Here is a 26,617-nt window from a genome sequence, read left to right on the forward strand (position 1 = left end):
ATGTTAGCTTAAACATTGCCTTCGGGGCACACAACCAGCGGTATGTCTCTACCAGGGCCGGATGTTTCCGAAATATAGCAAAACCGGAACAAGTTCCGGGAATCAGGGTTTTAGCACATACCATGGCAAACTATACACATTTGCACGACTGGAATCTGACCCCGTCAGAAGCCGTTGCGTTGCAGCAGACACTGCGGTACAGCATCCGGATCGAACAGCCGGTGGCTCCGTTCAGGACTATTGCAGGCTGCGACATCTCGTTCAATAAGTTTGAAGAGACGGTATATGCCGGCATTGTGGTCCTCCGCCTTGATACCCTCGAAACCATTGAAGAATCGGGTGTCGTCAGCAGGGCCACGTTTCCGTATATTCCGGGCTTGCTGTCGTTCAGGGAGATTCCGGCCCTGCTCGAGGCCTGGGCAAATCTCGAAACAGATCCCGATGTGGTGATGTTTGACGGCCACGGTACTGCCCACCCGCGCCGGATCGGCATTGCCTCCCACGGCGGCTTGTGGCTCAACAAACCTGCTTTTGGCTGCGGCAAATCCGTCCTTGTCGGAAAATTCGACCAACCGGCTCCCGAACAGGGCAACTGGACACCCATGCGCCACTACGGCGATGTAGTCGGGGCAGCATTACGGACGAAGAACAAAGTGACGCCCGTCTATGTATCGCCCGGCCATCTGATTGATTTACAGACCACAATTGCCCTGACCTTACAGTGCGATGGCGGCTACCGGATTCCGGAGCCCACGCGCCGTGCTCATTTGCTGGTCAACAACCTGCGTAAAGCCGCTAAAGATCCGCAAACCTAACGACCCCGCCCATTCGGGTTGATTCGTAAATGGCCTGAAACAAGGCTACGACCCGGCGACCGTCTTCACCTGTAACCAGCGGCGGCCGGTTATCGCGGACAGCCGCGCAGAAGTCGCGGAGCTGCTCGGCAAAAAAGTGCGACATCACGTCGATGGTTTCAAAATGAGCGGCTTCTTCGGCCACCCAGCCCGCCAGCAAATGCTCCTCGCCGGGCACGGTCCATAAATCATTGGCGGGCGGCTCCTGAATAGTCGTCATCCCGGCAACAAACATGGAACCGCCATCGGTCTGCACCCCGATCGATGCCCCGTTCTGCCCGTGGATGTGTACTTTACCATAGATGCCCGGCTTTTGCGAGTTACTGACTACGATATTGCCGATACCGCCGTTTTTAAACTTGACAATAGCGACGGCCGTATCGTCGACCTCGATATACGGGTGGTTTATATTTTTCCAGATGCCAAACAGTTCTTCCGGCTCGCCCATATACCAAAGCAGCAAATCCAGCTGATGGGGTGCCTGATTGACCAGCACGCCACCGCCTTCGCCTGCCCACGACCCGCGCCATGGATCGCTGCGGTAATAAGCTTCATCGCGCCAGCCCAGCAGATTCACCATTCCCAGCGACGGATTACCGATTTTACCGGCATCAATGGCTTCCCGCACACGTTGCGACGAGCGGTAAAAACGCCGCTGGCTGATGGTCCCCAGCCAACGACCGGCCTTCTTCGCCGCATTGATCATCGCATCACAATCGGCTAAGGTTGAGGCCAGTGGCTTTTCGACCAGCACGTTAGCACCTGCTTCGAGCGCGGCAACGGCCGGTTCGCGGTGAGCCGGATGGGGCGTACAGACAATACACACGTCTACTTGCTCCGTAGCAACCATATCGGCAACATTTGTGTAAGGTCGTATGTTATATTGTTGAGCAAAGGCAGCAGCTTTGGTTGCATCACGGCCATAAACAGCCACCAGTGTACCCACTTGCTGAGCCGCTTTTGCATGCAGGTGGCTAACTTTTCCGTAGCCAATTAACGCAATGTTCATATTCGTGTAAGAATCTCTTAACTTTCGCCAGAAATTAGTGAAGAACCGACTAGCGAAGTAAGCAAAGGACGTAAGAAGAAAGACAGTTGCTGAACGACATTACTCATTTACCGTTATTTCTGACCGTGTTTTCTGCTTAACCTCTACCGGTTATCGTTTCTTTACCTTCCAATCATGACATTACAAGATTTCATACAGACTGCCCTGGCCGAAGATGTCGGCGACGGCGATCATACCTCCCTCGCTACCATTCCGGCCGACGCCAAACGACGGGCACGGTTATTAGTCAAAGAAGCCGGGGTGCTCGCCGGCGTAGATGTTGCCCTGGCGATCTTTAACGAAGTAGACCCTGCGTTTGAGATCGATGTATTGATCGAAGATGGGGCAGCCATTAAACCGGGTGATATTGTCCTGACCGTCAGCGGTAATTCGCAGCATATCCTGAAGGCGGAACGACTGGTACTGAACACCATGCAGCGCATGAGCGGCATTGCCACGCATACGCGCGAAATGGTTAAGCTACTGGAGGGCACCAATGCCAAACTGCTCGATACGCGCAAAACGACCCCAAACTTCCGCCTTTGCGAGAAGATGGCGACCCATATCGGCGGTGCCGAAAACCATCGGTTCGGGCTGTATGACATGATTCTGATCAAGGACAATCACATCAGCTATGCGGGTGGTATCGAAGCCGCGATTACTAAAGCAAATGAATACCTGCAACGTACCGGCCGGACGCTCGAAATTGAGGTGGAAGCCCGCACACGGGAGGAAGTGGAAGAAGTAATCCGGGTCGGCAACGTCGATATTATTCTGCTCGACAACTTTACGCCGGATCAGGTCCGGGAAATGGTACAGCTGGTCGACGGCCGGTTTGTGACCGAAGCCTCCGGCGGTATTGACGAAACAAACCTGCGGGCCTACGCCGAAACGGGTGTGAATTATATCTCGTCGGGCGCGCTGACCCATCAGATTAAAAGCCTTGATCTGAGTTTGAAAGCCTATTAATTGGTTGTTATTAACCACTGAGTAACACAAAGTAAAAAGCACAGAGTCCCACTGAGTTGATTCCGTGTAACTCCGTGCCCAACTCAGTGAAACCCCGTGGTTAATCCTTCTGTTATTTTACTTTATTACAGCATGGCAACATTCCCATTAACACTCGAAGAAGAAGTCGCGCAGGTTGGCTATATCAGCCGCTCGACCCCAAAAGATAAACAGGTACTGATCGACGAAATCCGGCGGATGAAAAAAGAGAAAAACGCCGTTATTCTCGCTCACTACTACGTCGACAGCGATATTCAGGACCTGGCCGACTACATCGGCGACAGCCTTGGCCTGAGCCAGCAGGCAGCCGCTACCGAAGCCGACATGATTGTGTTCTGTGGCGTACACTTTATGGGCGAAACGGCCAAAATCCTCTCGCCTGAAAAGAAAGTGGTTATTCCGGATACGAACGCCGGCTGCTCCCTGGCCGACTCGGCGCCTGCCGATCAGTTTGCGGCCTTCAAGGCGCAGTATCCCGATCACATTGTGTTGTCGTACATCAACTGTTCGGCCGACATCAAGGCGCTTTCCGACATCATCGTTACGTCGTCGAACGCGCTGAAGATTGTGCAAAGCCTGCCCGCCGATCAGAAAATCATTTTTGCACCGGACGCCAACCTCGGCCGGTACATCATGAATAAAACCGGCCGGGATATGGTACTCTGGGACGGTGCGTGTATCGTTCACATCGACATTTCGCAGGAAAAACTGAACGCTCTGCGGGTTAAATATCCGGAAGCTAAATTCATTGCCCACCCTGAGTGCCAGGAACATATCCTGACCCAGGCCGACTACATCGGTTCAACGACGGCGCTGCTGAAATACGTGGTCGACAGTCCGGACGAAGTGTTTATCGTGGGTACCGAAGCCGGTATCCTGCACAAAATGAAGCAGGCGGTTCCGAACAAGAAGATCATTCCGGCCCCGGCGAGTGAGAACAATACCTGTGCCTGCTCCGAATGTCCGTACATGAAGATGAATACGCTTGAGAAGCTGTATAACTGTCTGTATTACGAACTTCCTGAGATTCATGTACCGGAAGATGTACGGGTAAAAGCGGAAGCGTCGGTGCTTAGAATGCTGGAATTGAGTTAAGCCTGCTTCAGAAAGGCGACCTGAAACATTGATAGATTGCTGCCAATGCCTAATCAATATGATTTCCTTGTCATCGGCTCCGGAATCGCGGGGCTGAGCTATGCCACTAAGCTGGCTATTCATTTTGAAGAACGTCAGCAACCCGTCCGGATTGCGGTTATTACCAAGGTCTGGGCCGACGAGACCAATACCAAATACGCCCAGGGAGGCATCGCCGCCGTTTGGTCGGAAGACGATTCGTTTGAAAAGCACATCGAAGATACCATGATCGCCGGGGACTACCTGAGTGACCGCAAGATCGTGGAAATTGTCGTGCGCGAAGCGCCCGAGCGGATCCGGGAACTCATCAGCTACGGTACCCGATTCGATAAGGAAGAAGACGGCGATTATGACCTTGCCCGGGAAGGGGGGCACTCCGATCACCGGATTCTGCACTTTAAAGACATCACCGGTGCCGAAATTGAACGGGCGCTCCTCGAGAAAGCCCACTCAATGCCGTCGATTACCATTTTGACCCACTTTTACGCGGTTGACCTCATCACCCGCCACCACCTGGGCGAAACCGTGCATCGCTACGACGCTGATAACAAATGTTTCGGCGCCTATGTGCTCAACACCGAGACGGGCTCGGTAGAGCGGTTTCTGGCCAAAACAACCCTGCTGGCAACGGGCGGCATCGGCAATATTTACCAGAACACGACCAACCCAACCATTGCCACCGGCGACGGCATTGCGATGGCCTACCGTGCCAAAGCGATCTGCAAGGATATGGAATTTATCCAGTTCCACCCGACAGCACTGTATGAACCCGGCAAGAAGCCGAACTTCCTGATTTCGGAGGCTGTCCGCGGTTTTGGCGGCATTCTGCGCAACATGAAAGGCGAAACCTTCATGGAGCATTATGACCCCCGGCTGTCACTCGCCCCGCGCGACATCGTTGCCCGTGCCATCGACTCCGAGATGAAAAAATACGGTGATCCGCACGTGTACCTGGATGTAACGCACTGCAATTACGACGAGTTTATCGAACACTTCCCGAACATCACGGCTTATTGCCGCGATCACCTCGGCATTGATGTACGCAAGGATTTTATTCCGGTTGTACCGGCGCAGCACTACATGTGCGGGGGCATTAAGGTTAATGAGTACGGGCAGACCAACCTTAATTTCCTGTATGCGGCCGGTGAGTGTTCCTGCACAGGCCTGCACGGTGCTAACCGGCTGGCCTCCAATTCCTTGCTGGAAGCGGTTGTTTTCGGCCACAGGGCGTATCTGAAAACTATTGAAGAATACGAACAGGCAGTTCTCCCGGACAATATTCCGGATTGGGACGACCGTGGTACTACGCACCCTGAAGAGCTGGTACTGGTCACGGAGATGCAGCGCGAACTGGAGTCGATTATGTCGAACTATGTCGGGATTGTGCGCTCAAACCGCCGGATGAAACGGGCCATGGACCGGCTTGGCCTCATTTATCTGGAGCACGAGGAGCTATACCGCCAATCCAACGTATCGGCCCGCATCTGCGAGCTCCGGAATATGATCGAAGTGGCGTATCTGGTGATCAAAGCCGCCATGTCGCGCCGCGATAACCGGGGGTTGCATTATAATATTGATCTGGTGAAGCACGAGGCGTAGTTACTGAAACGTTCTGCCAGAATAGAGATCGATAATATCACTACGCTGGCAGAACGATGCCTGTCTTATATCAGCTACTCACCATACTTTAGCAGAAACTCAGGATTAATTGCCTTAAAACTAACCCGGCCGGTGATGACATCCCCATCAGAAACCGGTCCGCCGGTTTGTGTCAGGTAAGGGCGGATAATGATTCCTTCCGCCCATGCTTCTTTACATAGCGTACTTTTCCTGGTAGCCATACCGACAATTGTATCAATGCTGTTTTGTAGTGCATAGTCCACGGCAAGCACAGGTACCATGGGTAAATCCAGACGGGTAAGCAACTCCACAAACTCCTGAAAACTAAAATACCGGGACCGGTCAATGTCAAATGCATTGAAGAAGTAAACGGTCTGACCACGCAGTTTCAGCTTATTCCCCTGAATACCTTCCCCGACAAGTTCTCCCTGCAAGGCTATATTTTTACCTGTAGCCCGCAACTTATTTTCAATGTCCAGCTGACGTGCGACCTTCCAGAAGCTATTTTCCTGATCTTCCAATAGTTCGAGATTACGACTGCAAACACCAAACTCATTATTATTGACGAAATAGGTGGCCGAACTGCCGTCAAGCTTTTCAGTTACGTAACAACGCTCTCCCAGATAGGTATCCAGTACCTCCTGTAGTACCTGTACCCGCGTTTCATCTGTTTTTGGGATAAATGAAGGAAATCTGCCTTTAGCAACGCCATCCAGACAGGCCGGCATCGGTGGTTCATACTTCCGGACGCCCAGCAACTCTGTACAGTCGGCACCTTCTTCCAGAACGGCACCCGCCGGTACGATTGCCAGCGGGAAACAAATGCCCTGCGACACCTGCCCACGAAGTCGCACCGTTCTGATCCGCATACCCCGTGGCTTCAAAAAATCAAACTCGGGCCGGTCGGGCAGCAAACTGTCAATTTCACAGTACACCGCTAAATCTCCTGCCTGAAACTCTCCTTTTTTGACAACTAATTGCCATCCTAATACAGACGCCCTTTCGATTGCATCTGCTCCTTCGATTGGTGTTAACGCATTAATGCGCTGAATGCTTGCTAATTTTCTCACGCTGTTTGTAAACCGCGAAATGGTTTTACTGTGGTTTGGGTATGAAAGCGCGAAAATAAACCTATTCAGCTAAATGGTATTACTTTTCAGAAATACATATGATGACCGTCAAACCGGTAAACGGCTATTATTGCCCTCCGGCAATATCCGGTTCAGATATGCATAACAGCCGTAACAGATAGCCGCGCAGGCAGCCAGCAGACCCATATACAATCCGTCGTTGCCAATCCAGAGGCGGGTTGTGTTTACATCCATCTGCAGGGCATCATCGAAAAACAACGGCAGCGAGCTGAGACTGTTGTTCACAAAGTGCAGAAACATACACAGCCAGAGCGACCGGGTACGATAGTAAAGCCAGCCAAACGCAAGGCCCAGCAAACAGGCGTTGAGTGCCTGCGCCGGAATCATGTGAATAACCCCGAAAATGACCGCTGACCAGATAATCGATTTGGCCGGACTGTATTGTTTCAGAAACCCATCCTCGATGATCCCCCGGAACAGTACCTCTTCCAGAATCGGAGCGGCAATGACTGCCGTAATCACCATATCCTTGTTGAACAGTTCCCGCAGCAGCTCATTCAGTTTTTCGGGCATGGGAATCGTACTCACCAGCGGCTCCGCCAGCAGGCCCAGGGCGATCATACCAATCGCCGCAACCGGATAGACAATGGCCGGCACCGTAGCAAACGACAACGTACGGCTCCCCCGCTTCCCGAACGCATACCAGATCGTTAGTCCGAAAGCCAGTACATACGCCAGCGTCTGACCAATCATATCCAGTACCGGCAGCTCCAGCTTTTCAGCTGCCAATTTCAGCCCGATAGAGGGAATGACCGCCGGTATCTGCATCAGCATCATGACTGCCATCAGCCACCAGGCCTGTTTAATCGTCGGATAATAGGCCGGTCTATACTGCACCTCATTGTTCTCAGGTAATTGACTGGTCATCATGTCATGTATGTGTTTAGGTTGAAGGTCGTTATGGCTCAATGACATCCATGTAATTGGCAAGCACTATTATCAGGCAGCCCGGCAGAAACAGGCCGGCTTCGCGCCAGAAGGTGGGTTTGATCATGGCAGAACGGGATATATGCAAACAGGCTGTCAAAATATGCATTTCCCGGCATAAATCAACAACCTGCTCTATCCAATACCAAAACCCTTTTTCAGGCCTTTGACCGCTGCCGCCGGTAATACTGCACCAACACCATCAAACCACCACCAACAGCCGCACTCCGCATCCCGGCATCTTCGCCGGATTGCCACGCCTGAAAACAAAAACCAAGTAAAACCAGAAAGACCAGCGTTGCCACCACAAACACCAGGCGAGACTCGTAAACCGAGAAGAAACGTTTCAGTAAGTTCATATAGACAAGTACAGGCACACAATAACAACAGGTGTACCTGTTCAAAGATACAGCAAACAAAACAAAGCCTATAGTAAAAATAGAATAAAATTTGGTTTCCTACTTTTTAGTAGCTTTGATAGCGTTACCTCAATCGGATATGCTACTGTTTTTTATCGCGCTGTACTTACTTTCCAATATTGCCGTGGGGGCATGGGCAGCCCGGCGGGTTACCTCAACACAGGACTTTGTACTGGCCGGCCGCAGCTTGCCGCTCGTGCTGGCAGCCTCGGCGACCTTCGCCACCTGGTTTGGCTCCGAAACCATCATGGGTGCACCGGCCACATTTGTCGAGGGCGGGGTGCTGGCCATCATCGAGGAGCCGTTCGGGTCGGCACTTTGCCTCTTCCTGGCCGGCGCTTTTTATGCAAGGCCGCTGTACCGCTTACAGATCACTACGTTCTCCGACTATTTCCGCCTGCGGTTCGGCCGGTCGGCGGAGTTGCTGTCGGCCCTGATCCTGATTCCGTCGTATTTCAGCTGGATTGCGGCGCAGTTTATTGCCATCGGCATTGTGCTGGAAGTGGTAACGGGTGTTCCGCGCGAAATCGGCATTGTGGTCAGCGCTATCATCGTGGCTATTTATACGCTGCTGGGTGGTATGTGGTCCATTTCCGTAACCGATTTTTTTCATAACATCATCATCGTCATCGCCCTGATTATCATTGTCGTAATGCTGTGGGAACCCGTTGGCGGAATCAGTACCGTAGCCGACAGAATGCCCGACGGCTTTTTCCGGTTTCTGCCCCACTGGAACGCGAAAGGCATTATTGAGTACATGGCTGCCTGGATGACCATCGGCCTCGGCTCCATTCCGCAACAGGATGTGTTCCAGCGGGTGATGTCGGCCAAATCCGAACGAACCACGGTACAGGCCTCCTATCTGGCTTCCTTCTTCTACATCACCATTGCCGTTTTACCCCTGTTTATCGGTCTGAGCGCCCGCCTGCTGCATCCCGACCTGCCGCCCGACAACCAGATGCTGATTCCGAACATGGTACTCCGGCATGGCAACCTGTTCCTGCAAATCCTGTTTTTCGGGGCCCTGACCTCGGCCATCCTGAGCGTATCGAGCGGAGCTATTCTGGCCCCGTCGACGGTTTTCGGCGAAAATATTGTGAAGTTTTTCCGGCCCGATTTAAGCGACAAAAAGCTGCTGCTGACTATTCGCGGAGCCGTGGTAGTGATTACGTTTGCGGTCGTGCTGATGTGTATGACGCGCGACACCAGCATTTTCGAGCTGGTTGGTGAGTCGTCGGCGTTTAGTCTGGTCTCCCTGTTTGTGCCGCTGACAGCCGGTATTTACTGGCCACGGGCCAATACAACCGGCTGCCTGAGCGCTATGATGGCGGGGTTGCTGGTCTGGTTCGGCGCGCTTGCCATCGAAACCGAATTTCCGCCGATGCTGTGGGGCTTAGTCATCAGTATACTGGGCATGGTCATCGGCTCTCTGATAACCGATAAGCCTCATTCGCCCCTTGTTACCGACACCGTTGATGCTTAGAAAAATGCCTGATCAATCATGCCGACGTAGCCCAACGGGCTTTGCTTCAGTACCAGATCCTGAATATACTGCCCGACATTGGGGTACATATTCAGGGTATTCAGTTCACGAACAGGTTTCCAGACAATGGCCAGGGCGGTTGTATGCTCCGGATTCAGGGCAGGAAAACCGGCAATGATCTCGGCGGCAAATACCACGTGCAGCACTACTTTATGGGCGAGTGCCGGATCGCTTTCGGGGCGCATTACTTCGCCGGCCAGCAACATCGGTCCGACTTCGACAGTAATACCGAGTTCTTCTTCCAGCTCCCGCCCGGTGACCTGCGGCAGGGTTTCGCCACGGTCGGGATTACCGCCGGGTAAAGCATATACATCAACATCGCCATAGCGATAATGCATCAGCAAGGCGTGGTTATTCTGAATAATCAGTGCACTCGGGCGTACTTTCATTACTATGATTTGTACGATGATTAGTATGATTACAGGATTACTATGATTACAGAATTAGTATGATTGATTAATGGCTGTTCGGGATTTAAAAATCCCGAACAAAATAATGGCGGATTTGAAATCCGCGTTTACATGGTTCGGGATTGCAAATCCCGAACAGCAAATAAAATCCTGTTCATCATTCAATCATACTAATCCTGTCAGAAACGGGCGATTACCTTTTCCGATACCGTTAACCCGATGGACAGTGAAGACGTGGCGGCCGGCGACGGCGCGTTACAGACGTTAATCGCCCGTTCGGTTTCAAAAATGGCAAAATCGTCGAGCAGACCGCCGGTACGGTCGCAGGCCTGTGCCCGTACCCCCGAACCGCCATCCATCAAATCCTCCTCGCGGATGTCCGGAATTAATTCCTGCAAGGCTTTCGTAAATGCCGATTTTGAAAACGACCGGTACATTTCGCCCAGGCCGGTCTCCCAGTATTTGGCCGCCACTTTCTGGAAACCCGGCCACGAAAGTGTCTCAAACAGTTCTTTGGCGTTGATGTCGGATTTGCGGTAGCCTTCACGGGCAAAAGCCAGCACCGCGTTCGGTCCTGCCTCTACCCCACCGTGTACCATCCGCGTATAATGTACGCCAAGGAAGGGGAAGTTCGGGTCGGGAACGGGGTAAATCAGGTGTTTGACCAGGTATTCCTTTTCCGGTCTTAGTTTATAATATTCGCCGCGGAACGGTACAATCCGCAGGTTAATCGGGTTCCGCTGCGTCATCTGAGCAACTTTATCCGAATACAGCCCTGCACAGTTGACAACCAGTTTCGCTTCGTATGTCCCCTTATTCGTTACGACCACGCTGAGGCTGTTGCCGGGCGTCAGCTGCTCCACTTTTTCGCCAAGCCGCACCTCGCCGCCCAGTTCGCGGAACTTCTGCGCATATTTCTCACAGACCTGCTTATAATCAATGATACCGGTTTGCGGCACCCGGATTCCTTCGACACCATTCACATAGGGTTCGATCTCCCGCATCTGCGCCAGTGTCAGCTTTTTCAGGCCTTCGAGCCCGTTCTGCTGCCCGCGCTCATAGAGCATGTTCAGTTGCGGAATCTGTTCCGGCTTTGTTGCCACCACAATTTTACCACAGAGCTCATACGGAATATTTTCCTGCTCGCAGAACTCAATCAGTGACCAGTAGCCACGGATACAGTTTGTTGCTTTCAGGCTGCCGGGCTTGTAATACAAACCCGAGTGAATTACACCGCTGTTATGCCCCGTCTGATGCACGGCCACGTGTGTTTCCTTTTCCAGTACGGTTACCGACAGGTTCGGGCGCTGCTGCTTGATTTGCAGGGCCGTTGCCAGCCCGACAATACCGCCCCCAATGATGATAATGTCTTGCATAGGGTTATCGGGGGAAGGAGATTTTGCCCATCGTGATGGATGGTACTCCCGCCCGCTTTTTATCGTCACGTTCAAACAAAGTCTGTCCGCCGGCCACAGCCTCATTTGCCAGAACGGCAAACAGGACGGCTTCCTTGGCATCTCCCGAAATGCCGATGTCGTCGGTCCGGCCAAAAATACAATTCGGCAACAGGTCACGGATCGCGCCCGTCAGCACGGGGTTGTGCATGCCGCCCCCACTCATGTACACATGGTAGGTCAGCTCAGGCTGAATTACCTGCAACACCGTTTCGGCGATGGTTTCAGCGCTGAAACGGGTCAGCGTCGCCATCAGGTCTTCGGGCGACAGTGAGGTCGTACTGCTCCGTTGCTGAGCCTGCCGGACATAATCCAGGCTAAATAATTCAGGGCCTGTGGTTTTCGGGAACGGCTGGTCGAAAAACGAACTTTTCTTGAGTGCCTTCAGCAATTCGGTATTTACCTTACCGCTGGCTGCCATCCGGCCGTCTTCGTCATACGGCTTATCCGAAAACCGCCGTGCGAAAGCATCCAGCAGGGTATTGCCCGGGCCGGTGTCGGTTGTAAAGACTTCCGTTGCATCCTGCGTAGCGGGCAGGTACGTAAAGTTGGCAATACCGCCCATGTTCAGCAAAATCCGGTTTTCGGCAGGCTCCGAGAACACAAAGTAATCCCCATATACCGCCAGGGGAGCTCCCTCGCCACCCATGGCCGTGTGTTTCTGCCGGAAATCACTGAGCGTAATGATACCGGTTGTTACGGCTACATGGTCGCCATCGCCGATTTGCAGCGTGGCATTCGGAAACTTATCCTGTTGGTGCAGGGCCTTCGGTGCATGAAAAACCGTCTGACCATGACTGGCAATCAGGTCAATCCGGTCGGGCGAAATGTTCCAGCGCTCCAGGCAGTTCAGCACCATCTGTCCATGCAGCCGGCCGATCCACGGGTTCAGCAAACAAAGATGCTGGAAATCGATTTCCTTTTTAGCAAAAACCTTACGGATTTCTGCCTTGATGTCGTCCGTATACGGGATCGTATCAAAATGGGTTACCTCAACCTCCGTTTCAGGACCGCTGCCCTGAATCCGGCACAAGGCAATATCCAGCCCGTCGAGCGATGTGCCCGACATCAGGCCAATGATCCGGCGCTCACTGCGACCGGCTATTTCATATAATCGTTGAACTTGCTTATTCATGCTCCCAGGTGCGTGTAAATGGCAAATTTAGCTAATTTAACCTGGTTAATGACGAAAACATGTTTTGGGGAAACGAACAGTTCGACTTTTTTGAACATATTCTTTTTAAGGCACTCGGCCAGCCGGTCGATGTCATTGACACACAGTTTCTCTCGGGCGGAGACATCAATACGGCGGCCCGGATCTTTTCGTCGGAAGGGATGTTTTTCGTTAAATGGAATCATGCGGAAGAGCCGGATCTTTTCGAGTGCGAGGTACAGGGGCTCGAAGCCCTCCGCCAGACCGGCACCCTGACCATCCCGCGGGTGATCGATGTCGGCCAACACCTGGACAAGTCGTACCTGATTCTGGAATACATCGATTCGGCCCTTGGTAAGCCAACCTACTGGCCGGAGCTTGGCCGGCAACTGGCCCGTATTCATGCGCATACGCAGCCGGTCTTCGGCTTTTTGCAGGATAACTACATCGGTACGCTTATCCAGAACAATACGCCGATGGACAACGGCATTGACTTTTTCTTTGAACGCCGGTTGCTGCCTATGGCTGGTCTGGCCATGTATAACCAGTTGCTGAGCAAGCCGATGTACGACCGTTTTTTCCGGCTGAAAGACCTGCTGCCTGATATACTCCCGGACGAACGGCCGGCACTGATTCACGGTGATTTATGGTCCGGCAATGTTATGATTGATGCCGAAGGCCATCCCGCCCTGATCGATCCGGCCGTTTTTTACGGGCTCAGGGAGGCCGAAATAGCCTTTACAAAACTGTTTGGCGGCTTCGACGAGCGGTTTTATGCCAGCTATCAGGAAATGTTCCCGCTCGCCGGTGGCTTCGATGAACGCGTCCCGGTCTACAATCTGTACCCGTTGCTGGTACATCTGAATCTCTTCGGAACCGGCTACCTGAGCGGCGTCGAAAAAGTACTGAAGCGGTTTACTTGATTTCCGTAGTGCTTTCCGGTATTTTGCCCTTACTAATCCCGAACCTCATGTTTGATTTTACGCATCAGGTAGCGCTCGTCACCGGCTCCGGCTCGGGGATCGGCCGCGCTACCGCACGGGCTTTTGCAGAGGCCGGTGCCCAGGTTATTGTTTCTGACATTAATGAAGAAAGCGGACAGGAAACCTGTCGTCTCATCGCCGGTCAGGGCGGCAAAGCACATTTTATCGCCTGCGATGTCAGCCAGCCCGAAGAGATTACGGCCCTGATTGACCAGACAGTGGCGCACTATGGCCAGCTGGATATCGCCGTAAACAACGCCGGTATCGGCGGAAAGTTTGCCCGGTTAACCGAGCAGTCGGCCGCTGATTGGGACCAGATGATTGCCGTTAACCTCAGCAGTGTGTTTTATTGTCTGCAGGCCGAAATCCGGCAGATGCTGACGCAGGGCTCCGGCAAAATCGTCAACGTGGCCTCGATTGCGGGCGTCCGGGGGCTACCGAAAAGTGCGCCCTATACGGCGACCAAACACGCGGTCATTGGCCTGACCAAAGCCGCCGCCGCTGAGTACGTGCGGCAGAATATCCGCGTCAACGCAATTTGCCCGGTATATACCCGGTCGGCTATGGTCGACGGCTTACTGTCGGTTGCCCCGGGTATGGAGGAGAAACTGTTGCAGTTGATTCCGATGGGGCGGTTCGGGCAACCGGAAGAAATCGCTCAGGCCATTCTCTGGCTTTGCTCCGACGCCAACGCCTTCTGTACCGGACAGGCCATTCAGCTCGATGGGGGCATGACGGCCATGTGATGAAAAACTGTAGAGACAAGGCAGTGCCTTGTCTCTAAAATCATAATCTTACCGCAGGTTCGGTACGGGAATGACCGGCAGGCTTTCGTTGCCGTCTTCGCTCACCGACTGTACGGCGAAATAATAATTGTCTTTCGAGTACTGAAGCGTCATCCCCAGTTTAGTCGTAAAGAATTTCTTCTGCCAGAACGGCCAGTGCGTTTCCCGCATCAGCACATAATAGCCTTTCACCTTACCGGTTTTGGGTGCCTGCCAGTATAAAGCCGTCGAATTGGTCAGATTCCGGACATCGACCGTTACGTTCTGAGGCACCATCGGCGCTTTGGCAAGGTTAGCCAGTGCGGCGGCATTGATCCCGGTATTTTTCCGCAGGTAGTCAAAGTCCATAAATTTGGCATAGTCGCCGTATTCAATGCCGTTTTCCGTACGCAGGTCCTGATGCTGGTGTTCGTAGTTTTCGTTCATTTCGGTGATCCGGACAGCCGCAAAACCACGCTGAACAAACGGCGTATGGTCTCCTCCGCGCAGGTAACGGTCGTTCCGGTATACCATCACGACCTCCAGATTATCCACATACCGCTCTCCGACTTCTTTCAGGTAGCGGGCCAGGGTACGCGCCTTGCCGTCGTTTTCGGTACCATATTGCCGGATGTTGGCGGCTTTGTCGGCGGTCTGATACGCCGGTAATCCTTCGCTGAAGACACGGACGCGGGTATTGTCGATCACCTTATCTTCGCCCGGCGACACACTTTTGTTATTGGAGCCGACAATGTCATTATTCAGCAGGGCTTCGAGGTTCCACTTTTCCTGTACCGCCCGTTCGGCCAGATGTTCGGCACCCAGCAGCCCCTGCTCTTCGCCACTGACGACAGCAAAGACGATGGTTGCCGGAAACGGGTGCTTGCTCATAACCCGGCACAGTTCAATGACCGCCGCCGTTCCCGAGCCATCATCGTTGGCACCGGGTGCGTTGCTTTCGCGGTTCATGACGTTGGTGACCCGGCTGTCGATGTGTCCCTGCACAATAAATACGCGGTCGTCGTTCGGGTCGGTCCCTTTAAGCGTCGCAATAACATTGCCGATTTCGTAGTCTTTATCAACGCGGCGGCCGTCGGCTTTCAGCGTCCAGGCATCGATGGTAGCGGTCATACGGCCACCCGATTGCTTTGCGTACTGATTAAATTTACCCAGCACCCAGCGACGCGAAGCCGGCAGCCCCCGTTTGTTGTCCGTCGATGCACTCAACGTATGACGGGTACCGAAACTCACCAGCCCGTCAATGTGGGCCCGCAGGCTATCCACCGACAGCTCGCTGACGATCTGACTGATTTGCGGATCACGGTTGACGATGGTTTGGGCGGAAAGGCAAAAAGGCGTAGCCAGTAAGCAGGAAAGTAGTAGTCGTTTCTGCATGAATTTGTTGATTGTGCCAACGAAAATAACAAAATGTCTCTTTTCCCCGCCGATTTTAGATGTACTCCCAAATTAAGTAGATAAACTTACCGTTACCATCTATGGAGACATCGTTTGTCAGACCGTTTCCTGCCGTACCTTCGTACCGCAAAGACCAGCGTTAACTACTCCCCATGAAACAACAAATTCTGTATGCCTGCCTGCTTATAGCCGTGTTAGGTGCCTGCCAGTCTAAAAAACAGGAGGACAAAACGGCGCAGGTAATCAATCAGGCGATTCCCTATGATCTCTCAAAACCCGATCAGCGCGACGACCTGCCGCGTGACCTGCGGGAGATTTCCGGCCTCAGCTATTTTAAACCTGGTATGCTGGCGTGTATTCAGGATGAGCTGGCGGTTGTGTTTCTGTATGATCTGAAAAAGAAAAAGGTAGCTGAAGAGGTCGTTTTCGGGTCAAAAGGAGATTACGAAGGCGTTGAATATGTCAATGAGGAGTTATTTGCCTTACGCAGTGACGGGGAGATTTATCATTTTCCGGCCCAGTCGATGGGGTCGAAATACGTGGCCCATATCAAAGTCGGCTTACCCGGCAAAAATGACGTTGAAGGGTTAGGCTACGATCCGAAACTGAACGCCCTGCTGTTGGCGGTAAAAGACGGCAAAGGCAGCGACAAGCCCATTTATTACTACGATCTCAAACACGGTACGCTCTTTCAGGGACCGGTTATCAAGCAGGATGAGTTGAAGGCGTTTGAAAAAGCAACGAATACAGAAGGGGCGAAAGAACACGCCGATCATGAGGTAAAGCCGGCGGGTATTGCCGTTCACCCGAAATCGGGCGATTATTATGTCGTGGCCTCCAACGGCCACCGGTTACTGGTCCTGAACCGGAAAGGAAAGATGCTGTCATCGGTACCGCTGGACCCCGGGCTCTTCAAACAGCCGGAGGGCATTTGTTTCGCACCCGACGGCACATTATACATTGCCAGTGAAGGCGGCTATTTACTGACATTCAATATGATACCGTGACATCAAACCATATCACGGTATCATAAGCGGTTTATCCTATTCGCAATCGGCCATTTTTTCGAGCAGCAGTTTGGCGAATTTTTTCCGGTCTTCCGGATCGGAGTACTTGCCTTCCATATCGGCCTTGATCTTTTTCGCCTCGTCGCGGAGCTTACGTACATCATCGGCTGAGGCTTCTCCCGTAACCAGGCCAACGGCGGCTTTCTGGGCTTTACACGTCAGATCGGCTACGTGCTGAGCATCCCGCTCAACACTGTCACAGGCCGAAAACAATGTGGATAGCGCAATGGCACCAACCCACAATACAGTTTTTTTCATGCTGTTCAGTTTCCTAAATGTTGACTTTTTGTGTTAAAATTTTCCCCGTATCCCAACACCCATAACGGGTTGCGAGGTGCCGGGCAGCTGCTGAAGAGATACCCCTACGCGGGCCTCCCTCAAGACGGTATTATACTGTTTTACCGCTTTGTTTACCTGCGAATTACCGTAGATCGACACCCCTAAGGAAGCCGCAACCGAGCCAATATAAATCGTCCAGTACTCGCGGCTGTTGAAGCGGACACCCGACCGCTGGGTCAGGAAATAAAGGAACGGCGCAATAGCGATCACCCGGCTTACCGTGGTGGCGAGCCGGAAGTTACGATAATGCCGGTTTACGGTTGGATGACTCAGCTCATAGAAAGGGATTTCGAGCGAGTTGGGCGATGACAGCCGCTTACCGCCGTAGTAGTATACGCTTCCGAAGGCCGATGAGCCTGCGGCCCGTTCAATAGGCTGTAAGTGGACCGGAATGGCCTGAGACCGGTAAAAAACGGTGTCGCGCTGTTGTGCATTTACCAGAAAAGGCAGCAGCAAACACCAAAGGAGTATACGTTTTCTCATGAAAGGTCGGGGTAATAGATACAGAGCTGTGTTAAGCCAACGAAGAAAAAAGCGTTTCTGACATACCATGGCCGCTTTCTTTTTTGGCACCTTCAATCAGGCAATCCGCTGACCATTTTCTACGGGGCGTTCCGTTTGCAGCAGCGTTACGGTCCCGTCGGCAGCCACGGCACCCAGCACCAGGCATTCACTGAAGAAGTTAGCAATCTGTTTAGGGGGGAAATTCACAACGGCTACAATCTGCTTGCCGATCAGTTGATCCGGCTGATAAAGCGTTGTGATCTGGGCCGATGACCGGCGAATGCCCCCGGGGCCAAAATCAATCGTCAGCTGGTAGGCCGGTTTGCGGGCTTTAGGAAAGGGCTCTACACCAATAATAGTTCCGGTCAGAATTTCGACCTTTTCAAAATCACTCCAGGAAATGGTTTCGGCAGGCATACGGAAGGTATTAAATGAATAATGGACAATGTACAATGAATAATGCGGCTCCGCAAGCCCCCATTTTCAGTATACATTGCCCATTTCCAGATATCAAGCTTTCAGCATCCAGTATCCATGATCCGGTATCTACTTAAAGAATACGCCCGCCGGTGAAATCTCGGCTTTGACCGAATCAATAAGTGCACCGGTTGACTGGTAACGCAGCACATAACCCGCCTGCCCGAATGATGGCACGGCTGTTCCGTACAGATTACCCGTTTGTGGATCCACGTTCAGGCTGGAGAAATAACGGTTTACAATAGGCTTTGTGGTCGAAATCGTGGCATCACTGATGCCGAAGCTGTACACTTCCCCTTTTGAGTTATAGTTGGCGTCGTAGTACGAACGCACGAAATAGATTGTCCGTTTGTCGGGGCTGATACCGACCGCCGACGGCGTTTTGGTGGCGTCAGAGCCGGCCGCAATCCGGGCTTCGATGGCTTTGGTCTGCGTATTCATCCGGATCATTTCTGAACCTGACGAAATCCAGAGGCGGCTGTTAGCATCGACCGCAAACGGACGGGGATTGGTTCCTACCGTCAGTTTCTGCGTTACTTCGTCCTTGGTTATATCAATGACAGCCAGCAGTTTATCGCCGTTATACCGGCTACCCAGGAAGACTTCATTACCAGCCAGTACCATCCACTCATTGGCACGAATGCCCGGAATCTTTTTCGTGACTTTATTTGACCCCAGATCAACCACCGCAATATAGCCCGGTTCTTTGTAGAAAGTTCCGGCGCTGAAATCGCCCGAAACATCCCAGCAGCTGATATAGGCTTTATTGGCGGCCACGCGGATAACCTGCCGCGGGTTTTCGATATCCGGTGTTTTCAGGGTGGCAATTGACTTAAAGGTGCTGGCATCGACGATCTCCACCTGATCGAGACCGGCCGTACTGTTGTCGACCAGAATCAGCCCTTTTCCATCAACCTCGGTATAGCCGCTGACGCCCCCTTTCAGCGAACGCGTATTTACCTGATTAAAAATGTCATATTTCGCTGCCGTTGAGGTCCGGGATAAATAGGAAATAGTCCCGTTGTTTTGTGAGAAATTCCCCTCGTTCAGAATCAGGATACCCGACTCATACGGGGTAGGCTCCGGATCTTTGGTCTGACACGACGCCAACAGGCCAGCTAATCCGGCCAGTAACAGGAATTTAGAGTTTTGCATTTTTATTGGTATTAACAGTTAAAAACAAACTTAAGGCATAATTACGCCCCGGCATGGCATTGCGCCGGACATTGAGATACAGGACATCGAACACATTATTGATCTGCGCCTGTACCTGCCCCCTGACCGCTTTCCACTGCCACTGCGTATTCAGCAGCAGATTGGTCAGCGTGTAGGCCGGCAATGCCTGGATATTATCGAAGGTAATGTACTGCTTTGTATTCAGGAGTGTTTGTACCGTCAGCCGTGTCTGCCTGCGCTTTATAAAAGCACTCAGGTTGGCTGTATGCAAGGGTACGTAGACGAGCTGCTTCCCGACCACATCCTGCGCATACACATCATAGACCCGCTCCTGCGTCGAACGCGTCCAGGCGTAGGCCGCGCGCAGGCCCGCCTGCCAGTGCCCTTGGGTATACGTGGCGGATCCGTTCCATTCGACGCCCCGCGCCAGTACTTCCTGTAAGTTTTCGACGCGGTAATTGCGGGTCGGGTTCCAGTACGTCCAGTCTTTGACGCGGTTGCGGTACGTGGTCAGTTCGGTAGCCAGCTGCCATGGCTTCGCTGTCGTTGTCCGGGCCGACAGACCGGCTTCGGCATTTAGTCCCTGCTCCGGTTTGAGGTCCGGATTGCCCAGATTGATCCAGTAGCGCTCATTCAGTGTTGGCACCCGGTAACTCCGTCCGACGGAGCCTTTGGCTGTCAGCTGCCAGGTAGTTTGCCGGATCAGCTGATACTCCCCGCCGAGTGAGGGCGTAAACGGAGCCCGGTAACCCGTCGCAAAGCCCTGCCGCAGATTGGCCGACACCAGCCATCGAGGGCCTTGGTAGCGGGTCAGGGCATACAGATCGGCGCGGTTTTCCTGAATCACCTGCCCGCCATAACCATCGACCTGCGTCCGGTAATGCGAGGCTTCGGCACCCGCCCGCAGACTCAGGCCCGGCATTAGCCCGCGTTCGTGCTCGACGCGGGTCATCAGCCGATCCATGAGCGAATGGCTGGGGTGGGTAAAATCCCCTTTGGCATAATCGAGCACATCCCGGAACCAGCCCGCCCTCACCGTAGTATGGTTAGCCTCATAGGTGCCCATCAGCCGGTAGTTCTGCGTCCGTGTCCGTTCGCGGCCAATACTGTCGGCCGGTGCCTGTACCAGATCATTATCGGTCAGCCACGCATTCACCGAGAACTGCCGTCCCTGCCGGTTCCGGACATACAGGTCCTGTAAAAGCCCCCGTTGCCGGGTTTCGGTCGGTTCCAGGTAATAGTATTTACGTTCGGAATAAGGATAACGATTAGTGAGCTGACTGCCGTAGATAACCGTTTTGCCGGAGACCTGCCATTGATTGCCCGGCCGGCCGCTATACCGCGCCCCCGCCTGCGACTGACGGTTCAGGAAGCTGCCCTGCTGGTGACCGGCAAAAAACGTCAGTCCGTTTTGCCGGAAATCGGGCGTTGTTTTCAGAAGAACACTCCCCCCGACGGCATCAGACCCCACCACGCTGGCGGCAGAACCATACTGCACCGAAAGCTGGTCGAAACCGGCCACCGGAATGGTTGAAAAGTCGGTGAGGCCGGTCATCGGCTGGTTGATATTGACACCGTTCCAGAGTACGGCCGTATGGTTGGCCGACGTCCCCCGGAACGAAACGGTAGCCAGCTGGCCGGGGCCGTAATTTTTGAAGAGCATCGGGGTATTCAGGGCCAGCAAATCGGTCAGCGACTGGTAACGAAACTGAGCCAGTGTCGCCGAATCGAGTGGCTGTACTTTCTGGCCTGCCAGAAACCGTTCGGCCGCGTAGCCGCGCACGGTAACGACCGACAGAGACACGGGTTCCTGCCCGCCCTGAGCCAGCGCGCTATACGAAACACCCATCCAGCCAAGGCAGAGCCCGGCCACCATCCAACGCAAAAATGTGTTCAACCGACTACCTGAAAAGTTGTTAGGGCGATGAATTTCCTCCGAATCCGTTACCGCTGATAGATCGTCGGCAGGTCTCCTGGCTTGTCTCGTTGATTCAAGCCTTCCCGCAAACACCGGGTTTGCAGTGGCCATGTGGGCGAATCAATTCTATGCTGAGACGAACAGTTGCGGGGACAGCTCCGGTCTGGCCTCAAAGGCCTCCGGTATTCCCTTTTAAGCCTTGAAAGCCGCCACGAAGCGGCATCAGGCACCGAAAATCGGTTACAAAGGTAGGGGATTGTCGTTAGAATTTACCCTTTAGGGAAATAGAATTTAAAATACTAGTTTGGTGGCCTAATGATTCACTGAGCTTACAGAAAGCTTTTTCTAACCCGTTCTTTCTTCATGACTTCATCACTCTGGTCGCTCGCTAACCGGAAAGCGCTGGTAACGGGCGGCACCAAAGGCATCGGCGAGGCTATCGTCCAACAACTCCTGCAGGCTGGCGCATCGGTATTCATCGTTGCCCGCGACAATGACCGGCTACAGCAACAGCTCGCTCAATACCGGCAGCAGGGCTTTACCGTATCGGGGCTGGCGGCTGACCTCAGCGCACCCGACACCGCCCGGCAAATTATAGATGCCGTAACCGGCGAATGGGGCGCACTCGACATTCTGGTCAATAACACCGGCACTAATATCCGCAAACCAACCGCCGAATACAGCCCGACCGAATACGACTATATCATGACCACCAACCTACGCTCAGCCTTTGAGCTGACCCAGGCAGCGTATCCGTTATTGAAGGCTTCAGAGCAAGGGAGCGTAGTGTTTGTATCGTCGGTATCCGGGCTTACCCATACGAGCAGCGGCTCGATCTACGCCATGAGCAAGGCCGCCCTTAATCAGCTGACACGCAACCTGTGTGTCGAATGGGCAGCCGACGGCATCCGTGTCAACGCCGTAGCGCCGTGGTATATCAATACCCCGCTTGCGGCTCCCGTACTGACCAATCCCGATAAACTCAATGGTATCCTCAACCGAACGCCCATGAAACGAATCGGCGAACCGGTAGAAGTGGCCTCGGTTGTCACGTTTCTGTGTATGCCCGCAGCGGGTTATGTTTCCGGCCAGACCATCTCTGTCGATGGCGGCCTCCTGGCATGGGGGTATTAGGGCTGAGGGCGTAGGGCATAGAGAGGATGCATGGTTGTGTCAACACTACGCCCCTGGCTCTATGCGCTACGCTCTATACCCTCCGCGCTACGCCCTCAGCCCTACACCACCTTACCGGCCAAACCGGAACATGCCTCCGTAGTTACAATCACCGTTCTGGAAAAGATTACGGATAATGTTGGCAGCGGTGATGCTGAACGTGATGCCGTTGCCGCCGAAACCAAGGGCAAAGTAGCTGTGCGGATAGCGCTCATGCTCGCCGATGTACGGCAAGCCGTCCTGTGTCTCGGCAAACGTACCTGCCCAGGTCAGATGCGGTTTGGCTTCTACATCCGGAAACAACTCATTGATTTTTTTCAGCAGTTTTTCCTGCTTCTGCGGAATCATAGCGTCGCGTTCGGCCGCGTCTACTACCCATTCGTCTTCACCACCCAGCATCAGGCGGTTGTCGCGGGCGGTGCGGGCGTAGAAATACGGTTCGTCGGTATCCCAGATCAGCGACCGGCGCAGGGCCTCCGGCATATTCGCCAGTGGTTCTGTGACGAGGGCATAGGTGCTCTTCAGTTTGAGCGCATCGGCATAAGCCGCCTGATCGCGCTGCATCATCTGCTGCGTTTCGTAGCCGGTAGCATACACAATCTTGCGGGCGAAAATCTCCGTATCGTGGTTGGTCCGGATGCGGGCCCGCTTAAAGCCATAGTCTATTTCTTCGGCCGTTGTCTCTTCGAACACCCGCAACCCGCGGTCGATCAGGTACCGGTACAAGGCCTGCGTCAGATCCATGGCATCCAGCTCGGCAGCCTCCTGCGACAAAATACCGCCCGGGGCGTCAAACCCGAACTGCGCCTTGATGGCCTGACGGTCGAGCCACGCAACCTGAAAGCCGTATTTGGCACGCGCTTCATACTCCTCTCGCAGCATATCGATGTCATCGGCTTTAGCGGCGTAGTACAGGCTGTGTTTCTGGTTAAAGCCACAGCGCGTATCCAGCCGGCCGACAATATCACGCAGTTTATAAATAGCCCACAAACAAAGCTTGTAAGCCAGTACCGCATCCTGCTCACCGACCTGTTGAATCAGTTGGTGAAGCGGTACATCTATTTCGTATTGAATCAGGGCCGTGCTGGCAGCGGTACTGCCCCGGCCAAGGGTTCGTTTGTCAATCAGAACGGTATCAATACCGGCGCGGTGCAATTCATAGGCAACCAACGCACCGGTTATACCGCCACCCATAATCAGCACATCACAGCTGGTGTGTGGCTGCAGGATCGGAGTGGTTCGGGCGGCATTCGGAACCGACTGGTTTTCCAGCCAATATGTCTGAGCGGATCGTACATTCATGAGTTCTGTAACGTTGAGAATAGCTACCTGCCGAATGGCACGGCACCGGAGAAAATGTTTTCCTACCGGCTTAGTAGTGATTTATATTTCTGCTATAAACTCTACTAACGCACTAAAGTTTACGGCCATTCAGAAAGATTAGGCCGGATTGCGGCTTTATGCGCTTTATACGGCGATTTATGGGGCTTAAACCTTGAAACAATTCGCCCTTTTTCGGACTTATAGTAGTATCCGAACGCATCAATCCGTTTACAACCGCTCAACGATCATGACTACTTTATCCAACTCAGACCAAATTACCTGGAAAGCACACCCGAAAAACATTGCGTTCATCGGTGACTACTTGCCACGCCAGTGCGGTATTGCTACGTTTACGGCTGACCTTTTTCAGTCGTATCAACAGTTTATTCCTGATGCAAAACCTATTGTTGTATCGGTCAATGATTCTCCCGAAGGCTATAACTACCCGACCGAGGTACGGTACGAATTTTACCAGCACGATCAGGAATCATACCGGAAGGCGGCGGAATTTCTGAACTCAAAAAATACCGAAGTGGTCTGCCTGCAACACGAATACGGCATTTATGGCGGACCGGCCGGCAACTATATTCTTACACTGCTCCGGGCACTGACCATGCCTGTTGTCACGACATTTCATACGATCCTGAAAAACCCCGACGAAGATCAGTTGCTCGTTCTGAAAAGCATTGCCGACATCTCGGCGCGGGTGATCTGTATGTCAGAAAAGGGACGGGATTTCCTGATCCACATCTACGACATACCAGCAGAGAAAATCGACGTCATTCCGCACGGTATTCCGGATATGCCTTTTGTTGACCCGAATTTTTATAAGGATCATTTCGGGCTCGAAGGTCGTCAGACCATTCTGACATTCGGGCTGTTATCACCTAATAAAGGCATCGAAAATGTTATTAATGCCTTGCCAAAGATTGTAGAACGCTATCCGAATGTGGTCTACATGGTGCTTGGGGCGACCCATCCCCACCTGATCCGGCACGAAGGCGAAGCCTACCGCGACAAACTGATTGCACTCGCCGAATCACTCGGCGTCAGCCAGAACGTCCAGTTTTATAACCGGTTTGTCGAACTGGATGACCTCCTTGAGTATCTGGGGGCTGCTGATATTTACATTACGCCTTACCTTAATCCGGCTCAGATTACGTCGGGGACCTTATCGTACGCATTTGGTTGCGGCAAGGCCGTTATTTCGACGCCTTACTGGCATGCCGAAGAACTGCTCGATAATGAGCGGGGTATGCTGGTGCCGTTCGGCGACGCCGACGCGATTGCCGAAAAAATACTGACCCTGCTTACAGATGAGCCGTTACGGCATGCCATGCGTAAGCGCGGCTACATGATGGGGCGTGAAATGATCTGGGCTAAAGCGATTGAGATGTATGCTGATTCGTTTGCTCACGCCCGCGTTGGCCGCATGGACAGCGAGCAGCCTTATGCCCTGCGTGGCGACGGCCATTATCAGCTGCCGAAGCTGCGGCTTGATCACCTGTATCGCCTCACCGATTCGACGGGTATTGTACAGCACGCACGCTATCATTTGCCGTTCTACGAAGAAGGCTACTGCACCGACGACAACGCACGGGCGTTTATCCTGACGCTGATGCTGACGGAAAACGGCATTACTGACCGCAAGCTGCTCAGCCTGATGGACACCTATGCCTCTTTCCTCAACCATGCCCACTCGCCCAGCCACCGGCAGTTCCGGAACTTTATGAGTTATGACCGGCGCTGGCTGGAAGATGTCGGCTCGGACGACAGCACCGGCCGGACCATCTGGGCGCTCGGTACCTGTCTCGGCTGCGTCACCAATAAAAACCTGACGATATGGGCCATGAGCCTGCTCGAAAATGTGCTGCCGAGTATTCCCGAGATGACTTCGCCGAGAGCATGGGCCTTTGCCTTACTCGGTATCCACGAATACCAGAAGCGATTCAGCAACGACCGGCTGGCCAAAACCTTTCAGCAGCAGTTGCAGGATAAACTAATGGCGCTCTTCAGCAATGCTGCAACCGAAGACTGGCCTTGGTTTGAGCATGTGTTATCGTACGATAACGCCAAGCTGGCCCATGCCCTGATTTTGTCTGATCATCCGGAGCAGGTAGAGACAGGCCTGAAAGCCCTCCGCTGGCTGACCGATCTGCAAATGGCCGAGCGTGGTCACTTCCAGCCTATTGGCTCCAATGGTTTTTATATCAAAGGCCAGCCACGTGCTTATTTTGATCAGCAGCCGCTGGAAGCCCAGAGCATGGTTTCGGCCTGTCTGGCTGCTTTCCGTGCCACTCATGATACATTCTGGTACAAAAAAGCGATCCGTATTTTCAAATGGTTTACCGGCCTGAACGATCTTGGGCTTCCGTTATATGATGCCCAGACAGGGGGCTGTTTCGATGGCCTGCATACCGACCGCGTTAACCAGAACCAGGGAGCCGAATCGACCTTATCCTACCTGCTGGCGCTGGCTGAACTCCAGGGCGTACAAGGGCATCTGCCTGCTGCCCCGGATGTGGCCCGGAACCGGCCGGGGACAGAGCACAGCGGTCTGGCGAAACTGTTACAGGTGGCCAGTCAAGCCTCCCCAACGATCAGGATTCCGGAGATATAGTCAGGAACCTTACGTTATATTTTCAATAATTTTGTTTAGTTAAACAGGCATCACGCTAATTTTAACAACAATCCGGTTACACAACCGTTTGAAACAAAACCAGTCAGCGGGCAGGTACGATCCATCGTTTACCTGC

General features: G+C 53.2%; 23 protein-coding genes, 1 pseudogene and 1 riboswitch. Of the genes and pseudogenes, 10 read left to right on the top strand and 14 right to left on the bottom strand.

The window, feature by feature from the left end; genetic code table 11:
- Positions 1-122 precede the first annotated feature (122 nt).
- Entirely contained in the window at positions 123-815 is a 693-nt protein-coding gene (nfi, locus tag BLX24_RS17780; protein ID WP_071504527.1) for a deoxyribonuclease V, read from the top strand.
- Here nfi and BLX24_RS17785 read toward each other — a convergent pair.
- Positions 796-1,869 (bottom strand): annotated as a pseudogene (locus BLX24_RS17785) (Gfo/Idh/MocA family protein); the annotation flags it as partial. The gene nfi and the pseudogene BLX24_RS17785 overlap by 20 nt on opposite strands.
- A 168-nt stretch (positions 1,870-2,037) precedes the next feature.
- Here BLX24_RS17785 and nadC point away from each other — a divergent pair.
- From nadC to nadB, 3 genes are all read left to right on the top strand, one after another.
- On the top strand, positions 2,038-2,871 hold the full coding sequence (gene nadC, locus BLX24_RS17790) for a carboxylating nicotinate-nucleotide diphosphorylase (RefSeq protein WP_071504529.1): 834 nt from the start codon (positions 2,038-2,040) through the stop codon (positions 2,869-2,871).
- Between the two features lie 132 nt (positions 2,872-3,003).
- Positions 3,004-4,005 carry a quinolinate synthase NadA gene (gene nadA / locus BLX24_RS17795; protein WP_071504530.1) on the top strand — a complete coding sequence of 334 codons (1,002 nt, stop codon included), beginning with the start codon at positions 3,004-3,006 and terminating at the stop codon, positions 4,003-4,005.
- Positions 4,006-4,050: 45 nt separating this feature from the next.
- On the top strand, positions 4,051-5,643 hold the full coding sequence (gene nadB, locus BLX24_RS17800; RefSeq protein ID WP_071504531.1) for an L-aspartate oxidase: 1,593 nt from the start codon (positions 4,051-4,053) through the stop codon (positions 5,641-5,643).
- A gap of 74 nt (positions 5,644-5,717) precedes the next feature.
- On the opposite strand, the gene BLX24_RS17805 is transcribed toward nadB, so the two are convergent.
- From BLX24_RS17805 to BLX24_RS17815, 3 genes are all read right to left on the bottom strand, one after another.
- A complete protein-coding gene (locus BLX24_RS17805) occupies positions 5,718-6,734 on the bottom strand; it encodes an RNA ligase (ATP) (protein ID WP_071504532.1) in 1,017 nt (338 codons plus the stop codon).
- A 108-nt stretch (positions 6,735-6,842) separates the two neighbouring features.
- Positions 6,843-7,685 (bottom strand): CPBP family intramembrane glutamic endopeptidase, encoded by an 843-nt coding sequence (locus BLX24_RS17810; protein WP_071504533.1) that lies wholly within the window; start codon positions 7,683-7,685, stop codon positions 6,843-6,845.
- Between the two features lie 215 nt (positions 7,686-7,900).
- Positions 7,901-8,101, bottom strand: coding sequence for a hypothetical protein (locus BLX24_RS17815; RefSeq protein WP_071504534.1), 201 nt, complete (start codon positions 8,099-8,101; stop codon positions 7,901-7,903).
- Between the two features lie 139 nt (positions 8,102-8,240).
- On the opposite strand from BLX24_RS17815, the gene BLX24_RS17820 reads away from it, so the two are divergent.
- Positions 8,241-9,644: a high affinity choline transporter 1 gene (locus BLX24_RS17820; protein WP_071504535.1), complete on the top strand. Its 1,404-nt coding sequence runs from the start codon at positions 8,241-8,243 to the stop codon at positions 9,642-9,644.
- On the opposite strand, the gene BLX24_RS17825 is transcribed toward BLX24_RS17820, so the two are convergent.
- The 3 genes from BLX24_RS17825 to BLX24_RS17835 form a co-directional block, all read right to left on the bottom strand.
- The gene (locus BLX24_RS17825; protein ID WP_071504536.1) at positions 9,641-10,093 is read right to left on the bottom strand and encodes an NUDIX domain-containing protein; all 453 of its coding nucleotides are present in this window, start codon (positions 10,091-10,093) and stop codon (positions 9,641-9,643) included. The two genes, BLX24_RS17820 and BLX24_RS17825, sit on opposite strands and share 4 nt — an antisense overlap.
- A 200-nt stretch (positions 10,094-10,293) precedes the next feature.
- Complete coding sequence (gene lhgD, locus BLX24_RS17830; protein ID WP_071504537.1) at positions 10,294-11,490, bottom strand: L-2-hydroxyglutarate dehydrogenase; 1,197 nt, start codon at positions 11,488-11,490, stop codon at positions 10,294-10,296.
- A gap of 4 nt (positions 11,491-11,494) precedes the next feature.
- Positions 11,495-12,703: an anhydro-N-acetylmuramic acid kinase gene (locus tag BLX24_RS17835; RefSeq protein WP_071504538.1), complete on the bottom strand. Its 1,209-nt coding sequence runs from the start codon at positions 12,701-12,703 to the stop codon at positions 11,495-11,497.
- 59 nt (positions 12,704-12,762) lie between these two features.
- On the opposite strand from BLX24_RS17835, the gene BLX24_RS17840 reads away from it, so the two are divergent.
- Together BLX24_RS17840 and BLX24_RS17845 are read left to right on the top strand one after the other, a co-directional pair.
- Positions 12,763-13,644, top strand: a complete 882-nt coding sequence (locus tag BLX24_RS17840; RefSeq protein WP_071504539.1) for a fructosamine kinase family protein — start codon at positions 12,763-12,765, stop codon at positions 13,642-13,644.
- Between the two features lie 47 nt (positions 13,645-13,691).
- On the top strand, positions 13,692-14,450 hold the full coding sequence (locus tag BLX24_RS17845; protein ID WP_071504540.1) for an SDR family NAD(P)-dependent oxidoreductase: 759 nt from the start codon (positions 13,692-13,694) through the stop codon (positions 14,448-14,450).
- 48 nt (positions 14,451-14,498) lie between these two features.
- On the opposite strand, the gene BLX24_RS17850 is transcribed toward BLX24_RS17845, so the two are convergent.
- A complete protein-coding gene (locus BLX24_RS17850; protein ID WP_071504541.1) occupies positions 14,499-15,863 on the bottom strand; it encodes a M20/M25/M40 family metallo-hydrolase in 1,365 nt (454 codons plus the stop codon).
- Between the two features lie 173 nt (positions 15,864-16,036).
- On the opposite strand from BLX24_RS17850, the gene BLX24_RS17855 reads away from it, so the two are divergent.
- Entirely contained in the window at positions 16,037-16,891 is an 855-nt protein-coding gene (locus BLX24_RS17855) for an SdiA-regulated domain-containing protein (protein WP_071504542.1), read from the top strand.
- A 36-nt stretch (positions 16,892-16,927) separates the two neighbouring features.
- On the opposite strand, the gene BLX24_RS17860 is transcribed toward BLX24_RS17855, so the two are convergent.
- The 5 genes from BLX24_RS17860 to BLX24_RS17880 form a co-directional block, all read right to left on the bottom strand.
- Positions 16,928-17,209, bottom strand: coding sequence for a hypothetical protein (locus tag BLX24_RS17860; protein ID WP_071504543.1), 282 nt, complete (start codon positions 17,207-17,209; stop codon positions 16,928-16,930).
- 33 nt (positions 17,210-17,242) lie between these two features.
- On the bottom strand, positions 17,243-17,773 hold the full coding sequence (locus BLX24_RS17865; protein ID WP_071504544.1) for a hypothetical protein: 531 nt from the start codon (positions 17,771-17,773) through the stop codon (positions 17,243-17,245).
- Positions 17,774-17,869: 96 nt separating this feature from the next.
- Positions 17,870-18,211 (bottom strand): tRNA-binding protein, encoded by a 342-nt coding sequence (locus BLX24_RS17870; RefSeq protein WP_071504545.1) that lies wholly within the window; start codon positions 18,209-18,211, stop codon positions 17,870-17,872.
- A gap of 129 nt (positions 18,212-18,340) precedes the next feature.
- Positions 18,341-19,426 carry a DUF5074 domain-containing protein gene (locus tag BLX24_RS17875; RefSeq protein ID WP_071504546.1) on the bottom strand — a complete coding sequence of 362 codons (1,086 nt, stop codon included), beginning with the start codon at positions 19,424-19,426 and terminating at the stop codon, positions 18,341-18,343.
- Positions 19,413-21,344, bottom strand: a complete 1,932-nt coding sequence (locus BLX24_RS17880) for a TonB-dependent receptor plug domain-containing protein (protein WP_310590790.1) — start codon at positions 21,342-21,344, stop codon at positions 19,413-19,415. The genes BLX24_RS17875 and BLX24_RS17880 overlap by 14 nt, the downstream gene beginning before the upstream one ends.
- Positions 21,345-21,393: 49 nt before the next feature.
- Positions 21,394-21,614: riboswitch (cobalamin riboswitch) on the bottom strand.
- Positions 21,615-21,728: 114 nt separating this feature from the next.
- Between BLX24_RS17880 and BLX24_RS17885 the strand changes: the two genes are divergently transcribed.
- A complete protein-coding gene (locus BLX24_RS17885) occupies positions 21,729-22,499 on the top strand; it encodes an SDR family oxidoreductase (protein ID WP_071504547.1) in 771 nt (256 codons plus the stop codon).
- Positions 22,500-22,610: 111 nt separating this feature from the next.
- On the opposite strand, the gene BLX24_RS17890 is transcribed toward BLX24_RS17885, so the two are convergent.
- A complete protein-coding gene (locus tag BLX24_RS17890) occupies positions 22,611-23,840 on the bottom strand; it encodes an NAD(P)/FAD-dependent oxidoreductase (protein ID WP_071504548.1) in 1,230 nt (409 codons plus the stop codon).
- A gap of 268 nt (positions 23,841-24,108) precedes the next feature.
- On the opposite strand from BLX24_RS17890, the gene BLX24_RS17895 reads away from it, so the two are divergent.
- Positions 24,109-26,481, top strand: a complete 2,373-nt coding sequence (locus tag BLX24_RS17895; protein ID WP_083422039.1) for a glycosyltransferase family 4 protein — start codon at positions 24,109-24,111, stop codon at positions 26,479-26,481.
- The last annotated feature ends 136 nt before the right edge of the window (positions 26,482-26,617 follow it).

The organism is Arsenicibacter rosenii, from assembly GCF_001870735.1.
In the GTDB taxonomy this organism is placed as follows: Bacteria; Bacteroidota; Bacteroidia; order Cytophagales; family Spirosomataceae; genus Arsenicibacter; species Arsenicibacter rosenii.